The sequence below is a fragment of the Pseudohoeflea suaedae genome (genome assembly GCF_004354915.1).
Classification (GTDB): Bacteria; Pseudomonadota; Alphaproteobacteria; order Rhizobiales; family Rhizobiaceae; genus Pseudohoeflea; species Pseudohoeflea suaedae.
Window position 1 is genome coordinate 205,874 of the sequence record NZ_SMSI01000004.1, and the last position, 19,424, is coordinate 225,297.

24 protein-coding genes are annotated in these 19,424 nt (G+C 62.4%); 13 read left to right on the forward strand and 11 right to left on the reverse strand.

All coding sequences use genetic code 11. From position 1 onward, the window contains the following. The first annotated feature begins 149 nt into the window (after window positions 1-149). Complete coding sequence (locus E2A64_RS16960; protein WP_133285702.1) at window positions 150-1,535, forward strand: ATP-binding protein; 1,386 nt, start codon at window positions 150-152, stop codon at window positions 1,533-1,535. A gap of 16 nt (window positions 1,536-1,551) precedes the next feature. Here the strand turns inward: E2A64_RS16960 and E2A64_RS16965 are convergent, their stop codons facing one another. The 4 genes from E2A64_RS16965 to E2A64_RS16980 all read right to left on the reverse strand — a co-directional run bounded on the left by E2A64_RS16965 (window position 1,552) and on the right by E2A64_RS16980 (window position 3,834). Further along, the gene (locus E2A64_RS16965) at window positions 1,552-1,893 is read right to left on the reverse strand and encodes a tRNA-binding protein (protein WP_133285703.1); all 342 of its coding nucleotides are present in this window, start codon (window positions 1,891-1,893) and stop codon (window positions 1,552-1,554) included. Between the two features lie 15 nt (window positions 1,894-1,908). Further along, the gene (proC, locus tag E2A64_RS16970) at window positions 1,909-2,721 is read right to left on the reverse strand and encodes a pyrroline-5-carboxylate reductase (protein ID WP_133285704.1); all 813 of its coding nucleotides are present in this window, start codon (window positions 2,719-2,721) and stop codon (window positions 1,909-1,911) included. A gap of 1 nt (window position 2,722) precedes the next feature. Next, window positions 2,723-3,223: a type III secretion system chaperone family protein gene (locus tag E2A64_RS16975; protein ID WP_133285705.1), complete on the reverse strand. Its 501-nt coding sequence runs from the start codon at window positions 3,221-3,223 to the stop codon at window positions 2,723-2,725. A 350-nt stretch (window positions 3,224-3,573) separates the two neighbouring features. Continuing rightward, on the reverse strand, window positions 3,574-3,834 hold the full coding sequence (locus E2A64_RS16980) for an accessory factor UbiK family protein (RefSeq protein WP_133285706.1): 261 nt from the start codon (window positions 3,832-3,834) through the stop codon (window positions 3,574-3,576). Between the two features lie 231 nt (window positions 3,835-4,065). Between E2A64_RS16980 and lgt the strand changes: the two genes are divergently transcribed. The 6 genes from lgt to E2A64_RS17010 all read left to right on the forward strand — a co-directional run bounded on the left by lgt (window position 4,066) and on the right by E2A64_RS17010 (window position 9,943). Further along, complete coding sequence (gene lgt, locus E2A64_RS16985) at window positions 4,066-4,944, forward strand: prolipoprotein diacylglyceryl transferase (RefSeq protein WP_244598347.1); 879 nt, start codon at window positions 4,066-4,068, stop codon at window positions 4,942-4,944. A gap of 13 nt (window positions 4,945-4,957) precedes the next feature. Next, window positions 4,958-6,061 carry a class I SAM-dependent methyltransferase gene (locus E2A64_RS16990; protein ID WP_133285708.1) on the forward strand — a complete coding sequence of 368 codons (1,104 nt, stop codon included), beginning with the start codon at window positions 4,958-4,960 and terminating at the stop codon, window positions 6,059-6,061. Window positions 6,062-6,240: 179 nt separating this feature from the next. After that, window positions 6,241-7,038: a peptidoglycan editing factor PgeF gene (gene pgeF / locus E2A64_RS16995; protein ID WP_133285709.1), complete on the forward strand. Its 798-nt coding sequence runs from the start codon at window positions 6,241-6,243 to the stop codon at window positions 7,036-7,038. A gap of 59 nt (window positions 7,039-7,097) precedes the next feature. Beyond that, on the forward strand, window positions 7,098-8,252 hold the full coding sequence (locus E2A64_RS17000) for a M24 family metallopeptidase (RefSeq protein WP_133285710.1): 1,155 nt from the start codon (window positions 7,098-7,100) through the stop codon (window positions 8,250-8,252). A gap of 86 nt (window positions 8,253-8,338) precedes the next feature. Next, on the forward strand, window positions 8,339-8,848 hold the full coding sequence (locus tag E2A64_RS17005) for a hypothetical protein (protein WP_133285711.1): 510 nt from the start codon (window positions 8,339-8,341) through the stop codon (window positions 8,846-8,848). A gap of 162 nt (window positions 8,849-9,010) precedes the next feature. Next, window positions 9,011-9,943 (forward strand): ribose-phosphate pyrophosphokinase, encoded by a 933-nt coding sequence (locus E2A64_RS17010; RefSeq protein ID WP_133285712.1) that lies wholly within the window; start codon window positions 9,011-9,013, stop codon window positions 9,941-9,943. Window positions 9,944-9,952: 9 nt separating this feature from the next. Here the strand turns inward: E2A64_RS17010 and chrA are convergent, their stop codons facing one another. Beyond that, on the reverse strand, window positions 9,953-11,236 hold the full coding sequence (gene chrA, locus E2A64_RS17015) for a chromate efflux transporter (protein ID WP_133285713.1): 1,284 nt from the start codon (window positions 11,234-11,236) through the stop codon (window positions 9,953-9,955). Window positions 11,237-11,297: 61 nt separating this feature from the next. After that, window positions 11,298-12,191, reverse strand: a complete 894-nt coding sequence (locus E2A64_RS17020) for a LysR substrate-binding domain-containing protein (protein WP_133285714.1) — start codon at window positions 12,189-12,191, stop codon at window positions 11,298-11,300. A 511-nt stretch (window positions 12,192-12,702) separates the two neighbouring features. On the opposite strand from E2A64_RS17020, the gene E2A64_RS17025 reads away from it, so the two are divergent. Continuing rightward, complete coding sequence (locus E2A64_RS17025; RefSeq protein WP_133285715.1) at window positions 12,703-13,359, forward strand: 50S ribosomal protein L25/general stress protein Ctc; 657 nt, start codon at window positions 12,703-12,705, stop codon at window positions 13,357-13,359. Between the two features lie 30 nt (window positions 13,360-13,389). Continuing rightward, window positions 13,390-14,118: an aminoacyl-tRNA hydrolase gene (gene pth / locus E2A64_RS17030; RefSeq protein WP_133285716.1), complete on the forward strand. Its 729-nt coding sequence runs from the start codon at window positions 13,390-13,392 to the stop codon at window positions 14,116-14,118. Window positions 14,119-14,135: 17 nt separating this feature from the next. Here the strand turns inward: pth and clpS are convergent, their stop codons facing one another. Both clpS and E2A64_RS17040 read right to left on the reverse strand, forming a co-directional pair. Continuing rightward, on the reverse strand, window positions 14,136-14,447 hold the full coding sequence (gene clpS, locus E2A64_RS17035; protein WP_133285717.1) for an ATP-dependent Clp protease adapter ClpS: 312 nt from the start codon (window positions 14,445-14,447) through the stop codon (window positions 14,136-14,138). A 66-nt stretch (window positions 14,448-14,513) separates the two neighbouring features. Further along, a complete protein-coding gene (locus E2A64_RS17040) occupies window positions 14,514-14,906 on the reverse strand; it encodes a hypothetical protein (RefSeq protein WP_133285718.1) in 393 nt (130 codons plus the stop codon). A gap of 142 nt (window positions 14,907-15,048) precedes the next feature. Between E2A64_RS17040 and ychF the strand changes: the two genes are divergently transcribed. Both ychF and E2A64_RS17050 read left to right on the forward strand, forming a co-directional pair. After that, window positions 15,049-16,152: a redox-regulated ATPase YchF gene (gene ychF, locus E2A64_RS17045; RefSeq protein WP_133285719.1), complete on the forward strand. Its 1,104-nt coding sequence runs from the start codon at window positions 15,049-15,051 to the stop codon at window positions 16,150-16,152. A gap of 33 nt (window positions 16,153-16,185) precedes the next feature. After that, the gene (locus tag E2A64_RS17050) at window positions 16,186-16,521 is read left to right on the forward strand and encodes an SMR family transporter (protein WP_428977505.1); all 336 of its coding nucleotides are present in this window, start codon (window positions 16,186-16,188) and stop codon (window positions 16,519-16,521) included. 9 nt (window positions 16,522-16,530) lie between these two features. On the opposite strand, the gene E2A64_RS17055 is transcribed toward E2A64_RS17050, so the two are convergent. Then, window positions 16,531-16,737, reverse strand: coding sequence for a YgaP family membrane protein (locus E2A64_RS17055; RefSeq protein ID WP_133285721.1), 207 nt, complete (start codon window positions 16,735-16,737; stop codon window positions 16,531-16,533). A gap of 129 nt (window positions 16,738-16,866) precedes the next feature. On the opposite strand from E2A64_RS17055, the gene E2A64_RS17060 reads away from it, so the two are divergent. Beyond that, entirely contained in the window at window positions 16,867-17,331 is a 465-nt protein-coding gene (locus E2A64_RS17060) for a MaoC family dehydratase (protein ID WP_133285722.1), read from the forward strand. Further along, window positions 17,328-17,819 carry a MaoC family dehydratase gene (locus E2A64_RS17065; RefSeq protein ID WP_133285723.1) on the forward strand — a complete coding sequence of 164 codons (492 nt, stop codon included), beginning with the start codon at window positions 17,328-17,330 and terminating at the stop codon, window positions 17,817-17,819. The genes E2A64_RS17060 and E2A64_RS17065 overlap by 4 nt, the downstream gene beginning before the upstream one ends. 51 nt (window positions 17,820-17,870) lie before the next feature. Here E2A64_RS17065 and E2A64_RS17070 read toward each other — a convergent pair whose 3' ends face one another. Then, complete coding sequence (locus E2A64_RS17070; protein WP_133285724.1) at window positions 17,871-18,413, reverse strand: adenine phosphoribosyltransferase; 543 nt, start codon at window positions 18,411-18,413, stop codon at window positions 17,871-17,873. Window positions 18,414-18,533: 120 nt separating this feature from the next. After that, window positions 18,534-19,415, reverse strand: a complete 882-nt coding sequence (locus tag E2A64_RS17075; protein ID WP_133285725.1) for a cytochrome c1 — start codon at window positions 19,413-19,415, stop codon at window positions 18,534-18,536. Window positions 19,416-19,424 lie beyond the last annotated feature (9 nt).

Here is a 19,424-nt window from a genome sequence, read left to right on the forward strand (position 1 = left end):
AGCTCATATCGGACACGAAGCGCCGCCGGGTTCGTCCCGGCGGCGTTTTCATGTGTTCGTGCCGCCCGCACGCCCTTTAACAATGCCGCTGCCGCACGTTATAAGGTCGGACCGGCACGTTTCAGCCGGCCGAGCAGTCCGGGGTAGAGATGACCACGATCGACGCCATTCGTCGGGAATATGAGCGCTATCCGCCGCGCGGATTGCGGCGCATGTCACGGTGGTTCAAGAAGCGTCTGCCGACCCGCCTCTATGCGCGAACGCTGCTGATCATCATCATACCGATCGTGCTGCTGCAGTCTGTCGTCGCCTTCGTGTTCATGGAGCGCCACTGGCAGACGGTCACCCAGCGCCTGTCGATGGCCGTCACCCGCGACATCGCCGCCGTCATCGACATGATCGACACCTTTCCCCAGGAGGGAAGCTACGACCAGATCGTGCGCATCGCGCGCGAGCGGCTGGAGCTCAACGTCGCGATCGATCCGGCAGGCGACCTGCCGCCTCCGCGCCCGAAGCCGTTCTTCTCGATCCTCGACCAGATCCTGTCCGAGGAGATCACCCGGCAGATCCAGCGTCCCTTCTGGATCGATACGGTGGGCAATTCACGCATCGTCGAAATCCGCATCCAGCTCGACAACGGCCAGATCCTGCGCGTTTTCGCAAAACGCAGCCAGGCCTACGCATCCAATACCCATATCTTCCTGTTGTGGATGGTCGGCACGTCGCTGGTCCTGCTGGCGATCGCCATTCTCTTCCTGCGCGGCCAGATCCGCCCGATCCTGAAGCTGACTCAGGCCGCCGAGAGCTTCGGCAAGGGCCAGAAGATGCCGGAGGACTTCCGCCCGCGCGGCGCTGACGAGATCCGCCGCGCCGGCCTCGCCTTCATCCAGATGCGCGAACGCATCGAGCGCCAGATGGAACAGCGTACCGCCATGCTGTCGGGCGTGAGCCACGATCTGCGCACCATCCTCACCCGCTTTCGCCTGCAACTCGCCCTCGCTGGCGACAGCCCCGAGATCGAGAGCCTGAACAAGGACGTCGACGACATGCAGTCGATGCTCGACAGCTACCTGTCCTTCGCACGGTCCGACGCGGAAGAGGACGTGGGATCGGTGAGCCTCAACGAAATCATGGAGCGCGTCGCCGCCGACGGCCGCCTGCGCGGCGCCACCGTCTGGGTGGACATCGAGGGCGAGGACATCGTCCAGATCCGGCCCAATGCCTTCAACCGCATGATGACCAATCTCGTCGCCAATGCCTGCCGCCATGCCGACAATGTCGACATCAGCGTCACCCATCGGGGAAAATGGCTGACAGTGCTCATCGATGACGATGGTCCGGGGATTCCCGAGGATGCACGCGAGGACGTCTTCCGTCCCTTCTTCCGCCTCGACGAGGCGCGCAATCAGGATGAGAGCGGCTCGGGCCTGGGACTGTCCATCGTCCGTGACATCGCCCGCAGCCATGGCGGCGACGTCACCCTCTCCGAAAGCCCGAACAAGGGACTGAGAGCGCAGGTGCGGCTGCCGGTTTGAGGAGGCCTCGAAGGCCCTACATCAGCCGGGCGCCGTTCGGCACCTTGTGATCGACATTGGCGAGAACCACGGCATTGCCCTCGTCCATGAAGCCCAGCGTGAGAACTTCCGACATGAAGGGACCGATCTGGCGCGGCGGAAAATTGACCACGGCCATGACCTGACGGCCGACGATGTCTTCCGGCTTGTAGTGGACGGTGATCTGCGCGGAGGATCTTTTCTCGCCGATCTCCGAGCCGAAATCGATTTTCATCTTGATCGCCGGCTTGCGCGCTTCGGGAAAAGGTTCGGCCGAGATGATGGTGCCGATGCGGATATCGACCTTTTCGAAGTCAGCGAAGGAAATCTCGTCGCTCATGCTCTTGAACCCGCCTCAGTTCGCCAATTCCTTGGCCCGCTTGTAGGCGGCAGCGACAGCCTTGTCCATGAGCGGCTGAAGGCCTGCCTCATCCATCAGAACCGAAAGCGCCGCGGCCGTGGTGCCGTTGGGAGAGGTCACATTCCTGCGCAGTGTCGCAGCATCTTCGTCCGCCTGGTGCATGAGTTCGCCTGCGCCGGAGACCGTGGCGCGCGCCAGCTGCATGGCAAGCTCTTCCGGCAGTCCCAGCTTGCGCCCTGCTTCCGCCATGCATTCGGCGAGATAGAAGGCATAGGCCGGCCCGCTTCCGGAAACGGCGGTCACCGCGTCGATGTGATCTTCGTCATCGACCCAGACCACCTCGCCGCAGACCGACAGGAGCTCGGTGACGGACGCACGATGATGCGCTGTGACCGCGGCATTGGGAAAGCAGCCGGTGATGCCGCGCCCGACCATCGAGGGCGTATTGGGCATGGCGCGAATGACCGCGCCGCCGAGTTGCTCCTCGAGATAGGCCATGCTCCGGCCCGCGGCGATGGAGACGCTGACCGTGCCCTCGCCCACGAGCTTCCTCGCGGGCGGCAGCGCCGCGTCGGTGATCTGCGGCTTGACCGCGACCAACAGCACGCCTGCGGTCACGCCGTCGGGCGCTTCGGTCACATGGCGCACACCATATTGGGAGAGCTTTGCCGCCATGGCTTCGGACGGCTTGGGATCGACGATAATGATATGGTCCGGATCGGTGCCCTGCCTGAGCCAGCCATTGAGCATGGCTCCGCCCATATTGCCGGCACCGATCAGTATCAGCGGACGGTCGGCAGAAATCATCTCAGCACTCGCCGTGGGTTTCGAAGAGCACCGCGGTCATCGCGGACCTGGCTTCCATGCCGGACCAGACGACGAACTGGAACGCCTGGAAATAGGCTTCACAGCTGTCGAGCGCGTTGGACAACAGCATTTCAACCTGGCGGCTTGTGGGCTCGGCACCGCCGGACAGAAGCAGCGACTGGCGGAAGATCACGGCGTCCTCCTGCTGCCACAGGTCGAAGTGCCCCATCAGGACCTGGGCATTGACCTGTGCGAGCAGGCGGACCACTTCGGGAACCCGGTGATCGGAAACCTTGAGATTGAAGGCGCAGGCGATGTGCAGGGCTTCCCAGTCTTCCATCCACGAAAAGGAGACGTGGTAGTCGGCCCACTTGCCTTCGACGGTCATGGCCAGCTCGTCGTCGCCCGCACGTTCGAAGGTCCAGTCGTTCGACGCCGCTACAAATTCGATCACGTCGACCGGATTTGATTGCCGTTCCGTTTCAAAATGCGAAAGGTTCATGCCCCACCCTTTTCGATGGCTGCCGCGCGGGCAGCCAGATTCAAGAGATGAGTCGAAACGCAGCCGGTGCAGGATATTTAAGCATCCCCGACGCCGGCCCTCATGACCTCGTTCCGAATCATCATTTAGAATCAGTGTATAAATGCTGAATCGGAGCGCCAGTCCCCCACCTGAAAATTGATTGTATCGAGAGGCCTTGACGTTTCAGGAACAGATTCCGCCGTCGCCATTAACTGACTCACGGATAAGCATTTTTCGGAGTTATCCAGAGGGTGCGATTCTGGGGAAAAAATTTTTGATTTGTTAACCACGGGAGCCGCCGAGGCGGCCCCGGAATGTCGCCGAAGGGCTCAGGAGGTTTTCGAAGCGAGCAATTCTTCGAGTTTTTCGAGTCGAGCGGCCAGCGCCTCGTTCTCGTCGCGCGCCGCGATCGCCATTTCGCGAACGGCCTCGAACTCCTCGCGCTTGACCAGATCCATCGAATTGAGGATCCGTTCCATCTGCGCCCTGGCGGCGGTTTCGAATTCCTTGCGCACGCCCTGCGCGGCACCAGCCGCGTCGGTCATCACTTTGGCGAATTCATCGAACAAACGATTGGGTCCGGTGCTCATGGCAAATCTCGCTGGCTGCGCCCGGACATCGTGGCCGGGCCGTTAACGTCCACATTAGGGATGGAGGTAAGCATTTGCCCGCAGCGATGCAAGCAAAAGCCGCAAGTTCGGCGCAAAGCTCGACTGACAGTATCGGCAAGCCGGCGGGATATCCTGCCAGCTTGACGGCGCATGCCCGCATGGTGGATCAAGCCGGAAGATGTGGGTCGCGGCCCTGAAAGGATCTTGAGTTTGGAATTCGTTGCCACTTATCTCGCGCTGATCACCTACCCGCAGATCGATCCGGTGATCGTTTCGATCGGACCGCTGGCGATCCACTGGTACGGCGTAGCCTATGTGGCCGGCATCCTGCTGGGCTGGCGCTACGGGCGCCTGATCCTTGCGCGCGATCATCTCTGGCCGGCGAACACGCCGCCGATGTCGCTCCCCCGCTTCGATGACTTTCTGGTCTGGGCGGCGATCGGCATCATCGCCGGCGGACGCATCGGCTACATCCTCTTCTACGATTTCGCCGCGATTGCCGCCGACCCGATCCGCGCCATCCAGATCTGGAATGGCGGCATGTCCTTCCACGGCGGTTTTCTCGGCACCTTTGTCGCGATGATGCTGTTTGCGCGCATTCACGAGGTGCCGGCCTTCAGCCTGTTCGACATCGTTTGCGCGGTCGTTCCGCTCGGCCTATTCTTCGGTCGCATCGCCAATTTCATCAATGGCGAATTGTGGGGCCGCCCGACCGACGTGTCATGGGCGATGATCTTCCCGACCGGCGGTCCGATCCCGCGTCATCCCTCCCAGCTCTACGAAGCCGGCCTCGAAGGCATCGTGACACTCCTTGTTCTCGCCTGGCTGATCTTCGCGAAGAAGAAGCTCAAGGCTCCCGGTTTCGTCGCCGGCAGCTTTGTCGTCCTCTATGCGCTGAGCCGCATCTTCGTGGAGTTCTTCCGCGAGCCCGATGCACAGATCGGCTATCTCGCAGGCAATTGGCTGACCATGGGCATGCTCCTGTCCCTGCCGATGATCGCGCTCGGCCTCTGGGCCATCCTGACCGCCCCTCGCCGCGCCGCGCGGGCCGAAGCTGCCGCGCAGGCATCCGCCGCGGTGGCCAAGTGAGCGGGGACCTGCGATGACGACCCCTCTCGCAAGGAAGATCAAATCGATCATCGCCGAGACCGGCCCCATTTCCGTGGCCGACTATTTCGCCATATGCCTCGCCGACCCCGAGCACGGCTACTATCGCTCACGCGAGCCTTTCGGCCGCTCGGGCGATTTCACCACGGCACCGGAAATCAGTCAGCTCTTTGGCGAACTGATCGGAATTTTCGTCGTCCATGCCTGGCAAGGCCACGGCCAGCCCGACAATGTCCGGCTCATCGAGATCGGCCCGGGTCGCGGCACGCTTATGGCGGATGCGTTGCGGACCATCGAGCGCATTGCCCCTCCCCTGTTCCGCGCGCTCTCCGTCCACATGGTCGAAACCAGCGAGCGGCTGCAGGGTGTCCAGCGCCAGACGCTGGTTAAATTCAAGGACAAGCTCGACTGGCACGATGATTTCGCCTCGGTGCCGGAGGGTTTCTCGCTTGTGATGGCCAACGAACTGTTCGATGCCATCCCGATCCACCAGTTCGTCCGAACCGGCGACACGTTCCGGGAACGTGTCGTGACGCTCGACGAGACCGGCAAGCTGGCCTTCTCGATCGGCCCGGCGGGAATCCAGAAAAACCTGTTGCCGGACAAGGGTGCCAATCCGCCCGCTGATGCGCTCTTCGAAGTCGCCCCCGCCCGTACCGCAATCATGCTCTCGATCGCCGAACGGCTGGTCAGGCAGGGCGGCACGGCTCTCATCATCGATTACGGACATCTGAACTCGAACTACGGCGATACGCTGCAGGCGATCTACAGGCATGATTTCGATCCGCCGCTTCATCGCCCCGGTGAGGCCGACCTGACAAGCCACGTCGATTTCGAGGCTCTTGCCGAAGCGTCGCTCGCCGCCGGCGCGCATGTTCACCGCCCCCTGACACAGGGCGAGTTCCTGCTTGGCCTCGGCCTGCTCGAACGCGCCGGACGGCTGGGCGCAGGCAAGGACACGATGACCCAGGCAGCGATCACCGATGCGGTGAACCGCCTTGCCGGTGAAGGCGCGGGCGCCATGGGACAGCTTTTCAAGGTTCTCTGCGTCAGCGGACGGCAATTGGCGCTGAGCCCGTTCGACCGGATCGGCCAGTGAGCACGAGGCGTTTTCCCGGGGCAAACTGACGAATTGACACATGCCGCCTTCCTCGTCACCATCCCGCCGAAATCGATAGGGCGCGAAGGGTTGTCGCGGGAGGTCCGGCTCCCCATCTTGCCGGGACGGGTGAATTTCGTCCGATATCATCAGACCGTAATCGACAGGAGTGTCACGCCATGCCTTCAGACCGAGGACCCGATCCGGTCCGAAGTCCGCTTCTTGATGCGGCCAGCGACGGTACATCGATAAGGCACGGCTTTTTCAGCCGGGTGGGCGGCGTCTCCGAAGGCATCTATGAAGGGCTGAATGTCGGCTTGGGTTCGGATGACGACCAGGACAAGGTGCGGGAAAACCGGAGCCGTGTTGCCGGATGGTTCGGGCTTGAGCCAGGGCGCCTGGCGACGCTCCACCAGGTCCATTCCCCCGACGTTCATGTCGCCACCGCTGAAAATATTGCCGAACGGCCGAAATGCGACGGCGTGGTCACCGCCGATCCCGGCGTCCTCATAGGCATTCTCACTGCCGATTGCGGCCCGATCCTCTTCTGCGATGCGGACAACGGCGTGATCGGCGCGGCCCATGCCGGCTGGCGCGGCGCTTTCGACGGCGTTCTCGAAAACACCGTCGCGAAAATGGAAGAACTCGGCGCCAGTCGCGGAAAGATCGTCGCCTGCCTCGGCCCTTCGATAAGCCAGGACAATTACGAGGTCGGACCCGAATTCATCGGCCGGGCGCTGACCGCCGACACGGCCAATGCGCGCTGGTTCGTGCCCTCCGAGCGTGACGGGCACGCCATGTTCGACCTGCGCGGCATGACGGTTGCCCGGCTCGAGGCGGCGGGCATCCGTGCCGCCATGATCGAGGCGTGCACCTATGCCGACGAGGACAAATGGTTTTCCTACCGCCGCACCACCCATCGCGGCGAAGCCGATTACGGACGACAGATTTCCGCCATCGCGATTTTGGGGTCGTGATGGCTAATGGCCCGGCGGCTACCGGCCGCGCGCAAGACTGAAACGTGGGGAGAGAGACTATGGCGCTTCATTTCGAACGAGAGGAATTCGAGGCCCGGCTCGAACGGCTGCGCTTTCGCATGCAGGAGGAAAAGCTCGACGCCATGCTGCTTTTCTCGCAGGAAAGCATGTACTGGCTGACCGGCTACGACACGTTCGGCTTCTGCTTCTTCCAGTGCCTGGTGGTGACCGCCGAAGGCAAGCTCACCCTTCTCACGCGCTCGGCTGATCTGAGACAGGCGCGCCATACCTCGACCATCGAGGAGATCGTCATCTGGACCGACCGATCCAAGGCAGACCCCGCGGCCGACCTCAAGGATCTGCTCGCCGATATGGATCTGCTTGGCGCACGCGTCGGCGTCGAATACGAGACCCACGGCCTGACAGGCGCCAATGCGCGCCGTCTGGACAACCAGCTGCAGAGCTTCTGCGACCTGATCGACGCCTCCTACCTCGTCAGCCGCCTCCGCCTGATCAAGAGCCCGTCCGAGATCGCCTATGTCCGCCGCGCCGCGGAACTGGCCGATGAAGCGCTCGATGCCGGCCTGGCGCTCATCAGCCCGGACGCGGACGAAGCCCGGATCCTTGCCGCCATGCAGGGCAAGATCTTCGAGGGCGGCGGCGAATATCCGGGCAACGAATTCATCATCGGCTCGGGCGCCGACGCGCTATTGTGCCGCCACAAGGCCGGTCGCCGAAAGCTGTCCGAACAGGACCAGATCACCCTCGAATGGGCCGGCACCTACATGCATTACCATGCCGCCATGATGCGCACAGTCATCGTCGGCAAGCCGACCTCGCGTCATCTCGAACTCTATGACGCCGCCCGTGAGGCGCTGGAGGCGGTCGTCGATGCCATGCGTCCCGGCCACACGTTCGGAGACGTCTTTCAGGCCCATGCGACGGTTCTCGACCAGCGCGGCCTGACCCGCCATCGTCTGAACGCCTGCGGCTATTCGCTCGGCGCGCGCTTCACGCCGTCCTGGATGGAGCATCAGATGTTCCAGGCCGGCAATACGACCGAGATCGCCCCCGACATGACCCTGTTCGCGCACATGATCATCATGGATTCGGAAACCGAGACCGCCATGACGCTCGGCCAGACCTACCTGACGACCGAGGACGCACCGCAGTCGCTGTCGCAAAAATCACTGGAACTTCTCGTGCGCTCTTGAAACCGGACAGAAACGGGGCCATTCAACCGCGGAATTGACAGACCCGCTTTGAACCCGTCTTAATTTCGGTCAGGTGAAAGAGAAAAATGCGAAACCGGACTTCGAGCACGCTCGCGTCGGCCATGCTCGCCCTGCTCGTTGCGGGCTGCAATCAGACCGAACAGGCGATAACACCGACGGCAGCCGATGTGGAGCAGGCGCAGTCCGCAGCCCGCGCAGTCGGCGCCGGCGACGTTTCCGTTCGCTTCACTCCCATCATCGGCGCGCCGATCGAAGCCATCACGCCTCTCTCCCGCCAGTTTGCCAAGGAAGCCCAGGCACGCGGCATTCCGATCCAGGCATCGGGAGAACAGGCCGGCAAGCACGTCTTCAAGGGCTATCTTTCGGCTTTCAACGACGGATCCAAAACCACCCTGGTCTATGTCTGGGATGTGCTCGACCCGGCAGGCGCGCGCCTGCACCGTATTCAGGGGCAGGAAAGCGTCGAGGGAGCCGCGTCCGATGCCTGGTCGATCGTTCCACCCGCGATGATGGAAAAAATCGCAACCGACGTCTTTGACGCGTATCAAAGCTGGCTCGACCGTGTATCGAGTTGAGGCAACGGAATATTTGATCGATTAATTTCGGGAAAATTCACCGCCCGAGGGCTCCCGCGCTTGCAATCGCGGCGCACAAGGATAAAAACCCTCGCGAAAGCCGGGCGGCATTCGCGCAACAGCTCGGAACTGGCGCGGGCAGAAAATCACAGGCAGTCGAACATGAAGATTTTCGCGGGCAACTCCAACCGGCTCCTCGCCGAAGCGATTTGTAACTATCTCAACATTCCGCTCGGCAAGGCCAGCGTCCGGAGATTTGCGGACCAGGAGGTCTTCGTCGAGATTCAGGAGAACGTGCGCGGCGAGGACGTATTCGTCGTCCAGTCCACCTCGTTCCCGGCCAACGACCACCTGATGGAAATGCTGATCATGATCGACGCCCTGCGCCGGTCCTCGGCCCGTCGCATCACCGCCGTCCTGCCCTATTTCGGCTACGCCCGTCAGGATCGCAAGCCGGGCCCCCGCGCGCCGATCTCGGCAAAGCTCGTCGCCAACCTGATCACCGAAGCCGGCGCCGACCGTGTTCTCACGCTCGACCTCCATGCCGGCCAGATCCAGGGCTTCTTCGACATTCCGACCGACAACCTTTTTGCCGTGCCGCTTCTCGCCAGGGACATCAAGGAGCGCTACGCCCAGGGTTCGCTGATGGTGGTATCGCCCGACGTCGGCGGCGTGGTCCGTGCCCGAGCGCTGGCCAAGCGCCTGGACGCCATGCTTGCCATCGTCGACAAGCGGCGCGACCGCCCGGGCGAATCCGAAGTCATGAACGTCATCGGCGACGTGACCGGCAAGGATTGCCTCCTTATCGACGATATCGTCGATTCCGGCGGCACCCTTTGCAACGCGGCGGAAACTTTGCTCAACAAGGGTGCGACCAGCGTCACCGCCTACATCACCCATGGCGTGTTGTCGGGCGGCGCGGTTGCCCGCGTATCGGCTTCGAAGCTGCGCGAGCTCGTCATCACCGATTCGATCCAGCCGACGCCGGCCGTCGAGAGCGCCCACAATATCCGCGTTCTGTCGACCGACACGCTGATCGGGGAAGCGATCAACCGCACAGCCGCCGAGCAGTCGGTCTCCAGCCTCTTCGACTGAAGCCGGTCATCAGGCCGATAGCGTGAAGACAAGGCCCGCGGCAATTGCCGCGGCCAGGACTTTCAGCAATCCGATCCTGAAGCCGATCAGCACAACGCCCGCGCCGGTCGCGATCGCGAGTGCCGGCCAGTTCAGCGACGAGGCCGCAACGACCGGCAGGTGAAACGGTCCTGCGCGCATTTCGCCGATTTCCGCAAACAGCACATGCAGCGCGAACCAGACCGCAAGGTTGGCGATCACGCCGACGACCGCTGCGGTGATGGCGGCAAGCGCATCGGCCAGCCAGCGCACACCGCGCAAGCGTTCGACATGGGGCGCGCCGGCGAAAATCCAGAGAAAACAGGGCGCGAAGGTGAAGAAAAGGGCGACCAGTCCGCCCGCCAGACCGCCGGCGATCGGCAGATGATCGAGCGTACGCGCGCCGCCGAGGAAGCCGACGAAGACAAGCACCAGGATCAGTGGCCCCGGCGTGGTCTCGGCAAGCCCGAGGCCCGCGAGCATCTCGCCCGGCATGAGCCAGCCGTGAACCTCCACGGCTTGCTGACCGGCATAGGCAAGCACCGCATAGGCTCCGCCGAAGGTTAAGACCGCAGCCTTGGAGAAGAACAGCGCCATGTCGGCAAACGGCCCGGGAAAGATCACCAGCATCGCAACGAGCGGCAGAAGCCAGATGCCCCCCCAGATCACCGCCGCACGCACGCTCCGGTCCCGCTTCTTCTCGACCATCACCGGCTTGTCGGGAGACTTTTCTCGCCGGAGCAGGGAGGCGGCGAGCCCGACGATCCCCGCGCCGAGCACGATCGCCGGAAAAGGCAGATGGAGGAGCGCGATGCCGATGAACGCAGTCGGCGCCAGCACCCAGGCGAGCGGCGTCTTGAGAGCCCGGCCCGCAACGCGAACGAGCGCCTGGACCACGATGGCAAGCACGGCCGCCTTCAATCCGAGAAGCACGCCTTCCGCCGCCGGCAGATCACCGTAGAGAAGGAAGGCCGCCGATAGCGCCAGTATCACGGCAAAACCCGGCAGCACGAACAGGAGGCCGGCGATCACCCCGCCGGTGACGCCGCGCTTCAGCCATCCGGCATAGGTCGCGAGCTGCATGGCTTCGGGCCCGGGCAGCAGCATGCAGAAATTGAGCGCATGGAGAAACCTGTCCTCGTCGAGCCATCGGCGCTCCTCGACGAGTTCGCGGTGCATCAGCGCGATCTGCCCGGCGGGTCCGCCAAACGACAACAGCCCGATCCGGCCGAAAACGGAGAAAAGCTCCTTCGTTGAAATGTCCTGTCCGCTCATCCGTTCTCCGATGCCGCGCCTGTCGGTGTCACATGCGCCATGACAGCTTGATGACAAAAGCTCACATCATCTCGAAATACCGGCCCAGTTCCGCCCGCAGCCAGTCGGCGAATTTCGCGACGTCCGCCGCCTTGGGCGAATGCTCCTTGGAAACGAGCCAGTAGCTTGCGCCCGTCTCGAGCCGCCCCTCGAACGGCGCCACCACCTGTCCCCGCGCCATCGCGTCGCTGGCGAGCGTCTCCCAGGCCAGAAAGATCCCCTGCCCGGCAATTGCGGCGTCGAGGCAAAGCGCGGCATCCGAAAAGGACGGACCGTCGGCAAGATCGCCTTCCTGCAAGCCAAGCTTGTCGAGCCAGAGTTCCCAGCCGAACCGCGACAGCGAATCGCGGATCACCGGAACGCCCTTCAAATCGGCTGGCTTGCGAATTTTCTCCGCGATCGCAGGACTGCAGACGGGGAAAATCCGCTGCTTCAGCAAGGGCGAGACATTCCGCCCCGGAGGGGTTCCGAAAAAGACGCGGATACAGAGATCGACGTCGGACATGTTCGGATCGACGATGGTGGTCGTCGCATCCATCCGCACATGCAGGTCGGGATGCGCATCCCCGAAGGCCTTGAGCCGCCATACCAGCCATTTGGAGGCGAAGACCGGGGCGACGGATACCACCAGCGCCTTGTGCTGGCGCTCGAAGCCCCGCTCCACCCCCCGCGCCAGTTCGCTGAAACCGGCCGTCAGATGCACGATCATCGCATCGCCCAGCGGGGTCGGCACCAGTCCGCGTGAACCGCGGGAAAACAGTGGGCGCCCGAATTGCTGTTCGATTTTCTGAATCTGCTGACTCACGGCGCCGACGGTGACGCCAAGCTCGTCTGCAGCGGCCTTCAACCCGCCCAACCTGCCGGTCGCTTCCACGGCGCGAAGGCCGTTGAGATGAACACGATTCAAGAAGCGCATATAGATTTCCTAAAATCAAAGCCAGAAACTATCGATAGCAGAAAGGCATCTTGGATCATATCTCTCCACCATAACTATAACAAAGGAAAAACCTATGATCACGAAACTGCCATCTCTCGCGGCACTTCAAACTTTCGCGGCACGCTTTTTTGTCCGCGCATCCCACACCCCGATTGCCCAGAATTTCGCCGACCCTCTCGCCCATCCCGATCTCGCCGGGATGAGCCAGACGGAACTCGCGGATCTGCCATTCGACGCCTATAGTCTGCCCACCTGCGAAGCGGTTGCCGCAAGGAGGTCGCGCCCGGCAGGAACGAGCCGCGTCTCGTCCTCCGCAAAGCCTTGCATTGCAGGGACCCGTCCGCTATAGACCCCACGTCCGCGCAGACACCCTTGGAGGCAACGCGGATGAAGCGCCGTACCAGACCGGACGGCGCTTGATGTTTTCCGGGCTCCCGTCATCGGAAGCCGGAAGACAGCTCCAAAATTCGAACCTCGAAAGGAATAGTTCATGAGCCACGATAGCTATGAGCTGAAGGCCGAGGCGCGCGATCGGGTTGGTAAGGGGTCCGCCCGCGAACTGCGCCGCAATGGCATGATCCCCGCCGTCATCTACGGCGACAAGAAAGACCCCGTTTCCATCGCGCTCTCGCGGAAGGAAGTGTCCCTCAAGATCCACGGCGGCGGTTTCATGACCACCACCGCAACGATCGACGTCGACGGCACGAAGTACCAGGTGCTGCCGAAGGATTACCAGCTCGACCCGGTGCGTGACTTCGTCATGCATGTCGACTTCCTTCGCGTGTCGGCCAAGACCAAGGTCCAGGTCGCGATCCCGGTTCACTTCGTCAACGAGGAAGCTTCCCCGGGCATCAAGCGCGGCGGCGTTCTCAACGTCGTCCGTCACGAAGTCGAACTCTACTGCTCGGCCGGCTCGATTCCGGAAGCCCTCACCGCAGACCTTACCGGTCTGGAAATCGGTGACGGTGTGCACATCTCCGCGATCGACCTGCCGAAGGGCACCACGCCGGTCATCAACGACCGCGACTTCACCATCGCAACCGTCGCCGCCCCTGCCGGCCTGAAGAGCGACGAAGCTGCAGCTGAAGAAGCGTCGGACGCTGCCGAAGAGGCTGCGGAAGAAGAAGCAGAGGGCGGCGAAGAGTAATCGTCGTCCCGGCGCGCCGGGGAGAATTCCATGCTGCTTATCGTCGGCCTTGGAAATCCCGGCGCGAAATATGAGAACAACCGGCACAATGTCGGTTTCATGGCGGCGGACGCGATTGCCCGCCGCCATTCCTTTTCGCCCTGGAGCAGGAAGTTCAAGGCCGAGATCGCCGATGGCACTCTCGCCGGCGAAAAGGTGCTTCTGATGAAGCCCGCCACTTTCATGAATCTCTCGGGCGAAGCCGTTGGCGAAGCGATGCGCTTCTACAAGCTCACCCCCGCCGATATCGTCGTCATGCATGACGAACTCGACCTGGCGCCAGCCAGGTTGCGCCTCAAGCTGGGCGGCGGCCATGGCGGCCATAACGGCCTGCGATCGATCGACGCCCATTGCGGCAAGGACTACCGGCGGATGCGCATCGGCATCGGTCATCCGGGCGACAAGTCGCGCGTCCACAATCACGTGCTCGGCGATTTCGCCAAGGTCGACGCCGAATGGCTCGATCCGCTGCTCGATGCCATTGCCGACAATGCCGAAATGATTGTCCGCGGCGAGGATTCGCAATTCATGAACAAGGTGGCGCTGGCGACCGGCGGCAAGGCGCCCAAGGCCGAGAGCCCCGCCAAGCCGGCGAAACCTGCCAAGCCCGCGGGCCAGTCGCACATCCGCCAGGCCCGGCCGGCCAAGCCGCAGGGCAAGATGCCTGAAAGCGGCCCCATGGCGGACATGCTCAAGAAGCTGTTCGGCGGCAAGGACTAGCGCCGAACACGCTGCCCCTATTCTTCAGGCTCGGTCGCGAGCATCAGCGGGAACCCGGCCTGTTTCGCCAGATCGTTGGCTTCCTTGGCCTTGGTTTCCGCGACATCGCGCGTACAGACCACGATCACGCAGGAGCCCATCCGGTGCGCGGTCATCATCACTCGCTGGCTGACATCGGCCGACAGCCGGAAGACGGCCTTCAGCACCATCACCACGAATTCGCGCGGCGTGTAATCGTCGTTGAGCAGGATGACCTTGTAGAGCTTGGGCTTCTCGACCTTCGGCTTGCTTTTGAGCCGCGGAGCAAGACCAGTGTCCTTGTCGCTCATGGCGCAATTCTCCGGCGTGTTCGATGTCTGGGACGTCAACCAGCTTCGCACCGCCGGCGCGGCCGTTCAAGCCATCGTCGCGAGGCGGAAATTCTGCATCCGGTAGATCACGAGATCGACGAAGGACTGAAGCCCGAGATCCAGCAGTGCCGCGATTCCCAGCGCAACGTCGGGCAGGAACAGCATCACCGCCATGCCGCAGAACAGGGAATAGCCGACCGCGAGGCGCAGGTTCTTCAGACTGTCGAGGCGGTAATATCCGGCGTCATCATACTCCGTGCCGAAGACATGATCCGCCCAGCTGTAACCGTTCGATACGAAGATGTTCACTGCAGGCGTGTCGGACAGCTTGTCCGGGAAGACGTTGAAGACCGCGCGACAGACATGGAAGAGGATACCGAGCAAGGCGGAGCCCGCTGCGGCCGCGACGAAATGCCAGGTTGCGAGTTCCGTTTCCATATCCTGATGCTACCGGCCAATCCTTTCCCACCCGTTGACACCCCGGGAATGCGCGGGCTGACCGGCCTCCGCCCTTGACCGGAAGCGTCGTTTCGCCCATAGCCTGCCGCAAACGAAATCGACATCCGAAAGCAGAAAAACCATGGGTTTCAAATGCGGAATCGTCGGACTTCCCAATGTCGGCAAGTCCACGCTTTTCAACGCGCTGACCAAGACGGCAGCGGCCCAGGCCGCCAATTATCCGTTCTGCACCATCGAGCCGAACACCGGTGAAGTTGCCGTGCCGGATACCCGCATGCGCGAAATCGCCAAGGTGGCCGGCTCCAAGGAGATCATCCCGACCCGCATTTCCTTCGTGGACATTGCCGGCCTCGTGCGCGGTGCTTCCAAGGGTGAAGGCCTCGGCAACCAGTTTCTCGCCAACATCCGCGAGGTCGATGCGATCGTCCACGTGCTTCGCTGCTTCGAGGATGAGGACATCACCCATGTCGACGGCCGCATCAATCCGGTAGCCGATGCCGAAACCGTCGAAACGGAACTCATGCTCGCCGACCTCGAAAGCCTCGAGCGCCGCACCGAACAGATGCGCAAGCGTGCGACCGGCAAGGACAAGGAAGCCGCGACGCTTCTGCCGGTGATGGACGAGGCGCTCGCCCTCCTGCGCGACGGCAAGCCGGTCCGCGTCATGCTCAAGGGCATTGCGGCGGAAGACCTGCGCATCCTGCGCGGCCTGAACCTGCTCACCTCCAAGCCTGTTCTCTACGTCTGCAACGTCGAGGAAGGCGATGCCGCAACCGGCAACGAGTTCACCAAAGCCGTCGACGCCATGGCCGCAGAACAGAACGCCGAGACGGTCATCATCTCGGCCGCCATCGAGGCTGAAGTCTCGCAGCTCTCAGATGACGAACAGGTCGAGTTCCTGGAAGCCCTGGGCCTGGAAGAAACCGGTCTCGATCGCCTGATCCAGGCCGGCTACAAGCTGCTCGACCTGATCACCTACTTCACCGCGGGTCCGAAGGAAACGCGTGCCTGGACGATCGCCCGCGGCACCAAGGCGCCGCAGGCGGCCGGCGTCATTCACACCGACTTCGAGCGCGGCTTCATCCGCGCCCAGACGATCGCCTATAACGACTACGTCACCCTCGGCGGTGAAGTGGCCGCCAAGGAAGCCGGCAAGGCACGGGATGAAGGCAAGGAATATGTCGTCCAGGACGGCGACGTTCTCCTTTTCCGCTTCAACACCTGATCAGTCAGAAATTACGAGGGCGGCCCGATGAACATGCTTTACGTGTATGGAGCCCTCATTGTCGCAATCATTGCCGAAGTGATTGCGACAACCGCACTGGCGCGTTCGGTCGGCTTCACGAAACTCTGGCCCAGCGCCATTGCCATCATAGGGTATGCCATCGCCATCTGGCTCCTGGCATACGCCCTTCGCTTCATGCCCTCGGGCATCGTCTATGCCGTCTGGTCCGGTGCAGGCATCGTGCTGATCGCCGTCGTCGCCTGGATCTGGTACGGGCAAAGGCTCGACACTGCCGCCACGGCGGGCATCGCGCTGATCATCGCCGGCGTGGCCGTGATCAACCTCTTCTCCGACACCACCCTGCACTGACGGTTGATATCACGCCTTGCGGGCCGGGCAGGTCGACAGGCCGAAAAGCGAATAGAGCGGGCAGGTGGACATCAGGCCCGTCGCCAGCGGCACAAGCCCTATCAGGAAGGCGTAGCGCCAGCCCGAGTCCGGAAAGATGAAGAAGCAGGCGATCAAAGCCAGGCCGATGATGATGCGAAAGGCGCGGTCGAAACCGCCGACATTTGTCTTGAACATGGCAAGCTCCCTGGTTGGTCCGGATGTTTCCGGCACCAGCTTCATATCAAATATATTAAATTCGGAATTTGACAGAGATCATCCCGGTGGTGAATCTGCGCCCCTCCCAACCGACCGGACATTTCCTTCATGACAGACCTGATCCACTTCGAGGATCTCCAGCCGGGGACCACCTTCGCGCTCGGTCCCAAACACGTCACCCGTGACGAGATCATCGAATTCGCGAACGAATACGATCCGCAACCCATGCATATAGACGAGAAGGCCGGCGAAGCCTCCATTCTCGGCGGGCTCGCCGCGTCGGGCTGGCACACCTGCTCGATGATGATGCGGATGATCTACGACGCCTATGTGAGCCGCGCGGCGGGGGAAGGCGCGCCGGGGATCGAGTTCGTTACGTGGAAGCGGCCGGTGCTTGCCGGTGACACGCTGACGGGCAAATCGGAGGTGCTGGAAATGCGCCGTTCCGCATCACGCCCTCAAATCGGCATCGTCCGCTTCCGCACCACATTGGAAAACCAGCGTGGCGAAACCCTCTATGAAAGCGAACACCCTGTCATGATCCGCGTCAGAAACCCGGAGGCCGCGGCATGACCGGCGATCCCGATTTCACCATTGGCAACCGCATCTCGCTCGGCAGCTATCATTTCACCGAGGAAGCGATCGTCGAATTCGCGCGAAAATTCGATCCGCAGCCGTTTCATACCGATCCGGAAGCAGCCCGCGACAGCTTGTTCGGCGGCCTCTGCGCCAGTGGCTGGCATACGACCGCCATATGGATGAAACTCAACGTGGCGACCACGCTGAAGCGGTTTGAAGAGCGGGCGAGGAACGGCTGGCCGGTCTACGAATTCGGACCGTCCCCGGGCTTCCGCAATCTGCGCTGGATCCGGCCGGTCTTTGCCGGGCAGACGATCAGCTATTTCAACACCCTGACCGCCATAAAGCCCTACAGGGGCCGCAAGGACTGGTCGATGCTCCTCGGCAGCGCCGAGGCGCTCGACGAAGACGGCGCCCCCGTCATGACATTCGACAGCGCCGTGCTCAGCGCCTATCCGTCAGAGCACGCTCAAGAGGGCTAGAGAGCGGCGCGGTGGCCCTTCGGGGCCTCCCGACCTGCTGCTCGCCTAAGTTCAATGTCCCTCGTAGGAAATCAGCGTGCGGACCGGCACGTCGAGAGCCTCGATCTTCCTGCGGCCGCCGAGATCCGGCAGATCGATCACGAAACAGGCCGCCACCACCTCGGCTCCCATCTGCTTCAGGAGCTTGACCGCGCCCTCGGCCGTGCCGCCCGTGGCGATCAGGTCGTCGACGAGAAGAACCCGTTCGCCGGGCTGGATGGCGTCCTTGTGCATCTCCATCTCGTCGACACCATATTCGAGGCTGTAGGCAATGCTGACGACTTCGTGCGGCAATTTTCCCTTCTTGCGGATCGGCACGAATCCGGCCGAGAGCTGATGCGCTACGGCGCCGCCCAGGATGAAGCCCCGCGCCTCCATGCCGGCGATCTTGTGGATGCCGTCGCCGGCATAGGGATGGACAAGCTCGTCGACCGCCCGGCGGAAGGCGCGCGGCTGGCCGAGAAGCGTGGTGATGTCGCGGAACAGGATTCCCGGCTTCGGATAATCCTCGATGGTGCGGATGGCGGATTTAAGCGTTTCGACGAGTTCGCTCACCGGCGCCTCCCTGTCATGTTTGTATATCAACGTTTCCGCAAGGCGCGGACATGTTGCAAGAGCCCGACACAAAAAAACACCGCCCGGAGGCGGTGTTTTCAATTCCGTGCATCACGCGAATTAATGCTCGATGCGCGAGAAGATCGACTTCTTCGTCAGATACAGGAGCGCGGTGAAGACCAGCAGGAAGATCATGACCATGAAGCCGGTGCTCTTGCGTTCCTCGAGGTGCGGTTCGGCGGCGTACATCAGGAAAGCCGAGATGTCCTTCGAGTACTGGTCGAGGGTTTCCGGCGAACCGTCGTCATAGGTCACCTGACCGTCGGAGATCGGCTGGGCCATGGCCAGCGAAGCAGCGCTCGTGAAATACGGGTTGAAGTGGGTGCCTTCCGGAACGGCGATACCTTCCGGCGGCTCCTGATAACCCGTCAGCAGCGAGTAGATGTAGTCCGGGCCACCTTCCTGGTATTGCGTGAAGATGTCGAACAGGAACGTCGGGAAGCCGCGCTCCACGCCGCGAGCCTTGGCCAAGAGCGACATGTCGGGCGGAGCCGCGCCGTTGTTGGCATAGGCCGCGGCCTGCTCGTTCGGGAACGGTGCCGGGAAGTGGTCCGAGGGAACCGCCGTGCGGGTAAACATCTCGCCGTCGTCGTTCGGCCCGTCTTCGACCTCGTAATTGGCGGCAAAGGTCTTCACCTGCTCTTCCGAGTAGCCGAGATGCTCGAGCGTGCGGAACGCCACCAGGTTCATCGAGTGGCAGGCGGCGCAGACTTCGGTGTAGACCTTCAGGCCGCGCTGCAGCTGACCCTTGTCGTACTTGCCGAACGGGCCGGCAAAAGACCAGTCAACATGCTTGGGCTTGAGGATCGGATAGTGTCCGACCTTGGCGGCATGTTCGACCTTTTCGGCCAGGCCTTCCCCATGTTCCTGGGAAAGGGCTGCAGTCGAAGCAAAACCCGCGGCGACGCCGGCCAGCAGAAGGCTTGCAAGAAGCTTTTTCATCTTAGTCGT

What these genes read in the sequence shown, in the direction of transcription:
- E2A64_RS16960 (WP_133285702.1), top strand. Translation starts at nt 150, where the DNA reads ATGACCACGATCGACGCCATTCGTCGGGAATATGAGCGCTATCCGCCG.
- E2A64_RS16965 (WP_133285703.1), bottom strand. Translation starts at nt 1,893, where the DNA reads ATGAGCGACGAGATTTCCTTCGCTGACTTCGAAAAGGTCGATATCCGC.
- proC (WP_133285704.1), bottom strand. Translation starts at nt 2,721, where the DNA reads ATGATTTCTGCCGACCGTCCGCTGATACTGATCGGTGCCGGCAATATG.
- E2A64_RS16975 (WP_133285705.1), bottom strand. Translation starts at nt 3,223, where the DNA reads ATGAACCTTTCGCATTTTGAAACGGAACGGCAATCAAATCCGGTCGAC.
- E2A64_RS16980 (WP_133285706.1), bottom strand. Translation starts at nt 3,834, where the DNA reads ATGAGCACCGGACCCAATCGTTTGTTCGATGAATTCGCCAAAGTGATG.
- E2A64_RS16990 (WP_133285708.1), top strand. Translation starts at nt 4,958, where the DNA reads ATGACGACCCCTCTCGCAAGGAAGATCAAATCGATCATCGCCGAGACC.
- pgeF (WP_133285709.1), top strand. Translation starts at nt 6,241, where the DNA reads ATGCCTTCAGACCGAGGACCCGATCCGGTCCGAAGTCCGCTTCTTGAT.
- E2A64_RS17000 (WP_133285710.1), top strand. Translation starts at nt 7,098, where the DNA reads ATGGCGCTTCATTTCGAACGAGAGGAATTCGAGGCCCGGCTCGAACGG.
- E2A64_RS17005 (WP_133285711.1), top strand. Translation starts at nt 8,339, where the DNA reads ATGCGAAACCGGACTTCGAGCACGCTCGCGTCGGCCATGCTCGCCCTG.
- E2A64_RS17010 (WP_133285712.1), top strand. Translation starts at nt 9,011, where the DNA reads ATGAAGATTTTCGCGGGCAACTCCAACCGGCTCCTCGCCGAAGCGATT.
- chrA (WP_133285713.1), bottom strand. Translation starts at nt 11,236, where the DNA reads ATGAGCGGACAGGACATTTCAACGAAGGAGCTTTTCTCCGTTTTCGGC.
- E2A64_RS17020 (WP_133285714.1), bottom strand. Translation starts at nt 12,191, where the DNA reads ATGCGCTTCTTGAATCGTGTTCATCTCAACGGCCTTCGCGCCGTGGAA.
- E2A64_RS17025 (WP_133285715.1), top strand. Translation starts at nt 12,703, where the DNA reads ATGAGCCACGATAGCTATGAGCTGAAGGCCGAGGCGCGCGATCGGGTT.
- pth (WP_133285716.1), top strand. Translation starts at nt 13,390, where the DNA reads ATGCTGCTTATCGTCGGCCTTGGAAATCCCGGCGCGAAATATGAGAAC.
- clpS (WP_133285717.1), bottom strand. Translation starts at nt 14,447, where the DNA reads ATGAGCGACAAGGACACTGGTCTTGCTCCGCGGCTCAAAAGCAAGCCG.
- E2A64_RS17040 (WP_133285718.1), bottom strand. Translation starts at nt 14,906, where the DNA reads ATGGAAACGGAACTCGCAACCTGGCATTTCGTCGCGGCCGCAGCGGGC.
- ychF (WP_133285719.1), top strand. Translation starts at nt 15,049, where the DNA reads ATGGGTTTCAAATGCGGAATCGTCGGACTTCCCAATGTCGGCAAGTCC.
- E2A64_RS17050 (WP_428977505.1), top strand. Translation starts at nt 16,186, where the DNA reads ATGCTTTACGTGTATGGAGCCCTCATTGTCGCAATCATTGCCGAAGTG.
- E2A64_RS17055 (WP_133285721.1), bottom strand. Translation starts at nt 16,737, where the DNA reads ATGTTCAAGACAAATGTCGGCGGTTTCGACCGCGCCTTTCGCATCATC.
- E2A64_RS17060 (WP_133285722.1), top strand. Translation starts at nt 16,867, where the DNA reads ATGACAGACCTGATCCACTTCGAGGATCTCCAGCCGGGGACCACCTTC.
- E2A64_RS17065 (WP_133285723.1), top strand. Translation starts at nt 17,328, where the DNA reads ATGACCGGCGATCCCGATTTCACCATTGGCAACCGCATCTCGCTCGGC.
- E2A64_RS17075 (WP_133285725.1), bottom strand. Translation starts at nt 19,415, where the DNA reads ATGAAAAAGCTTCTTGCAAGCCTTCTGCTGGCCGGCGTCGCCGCGGGT.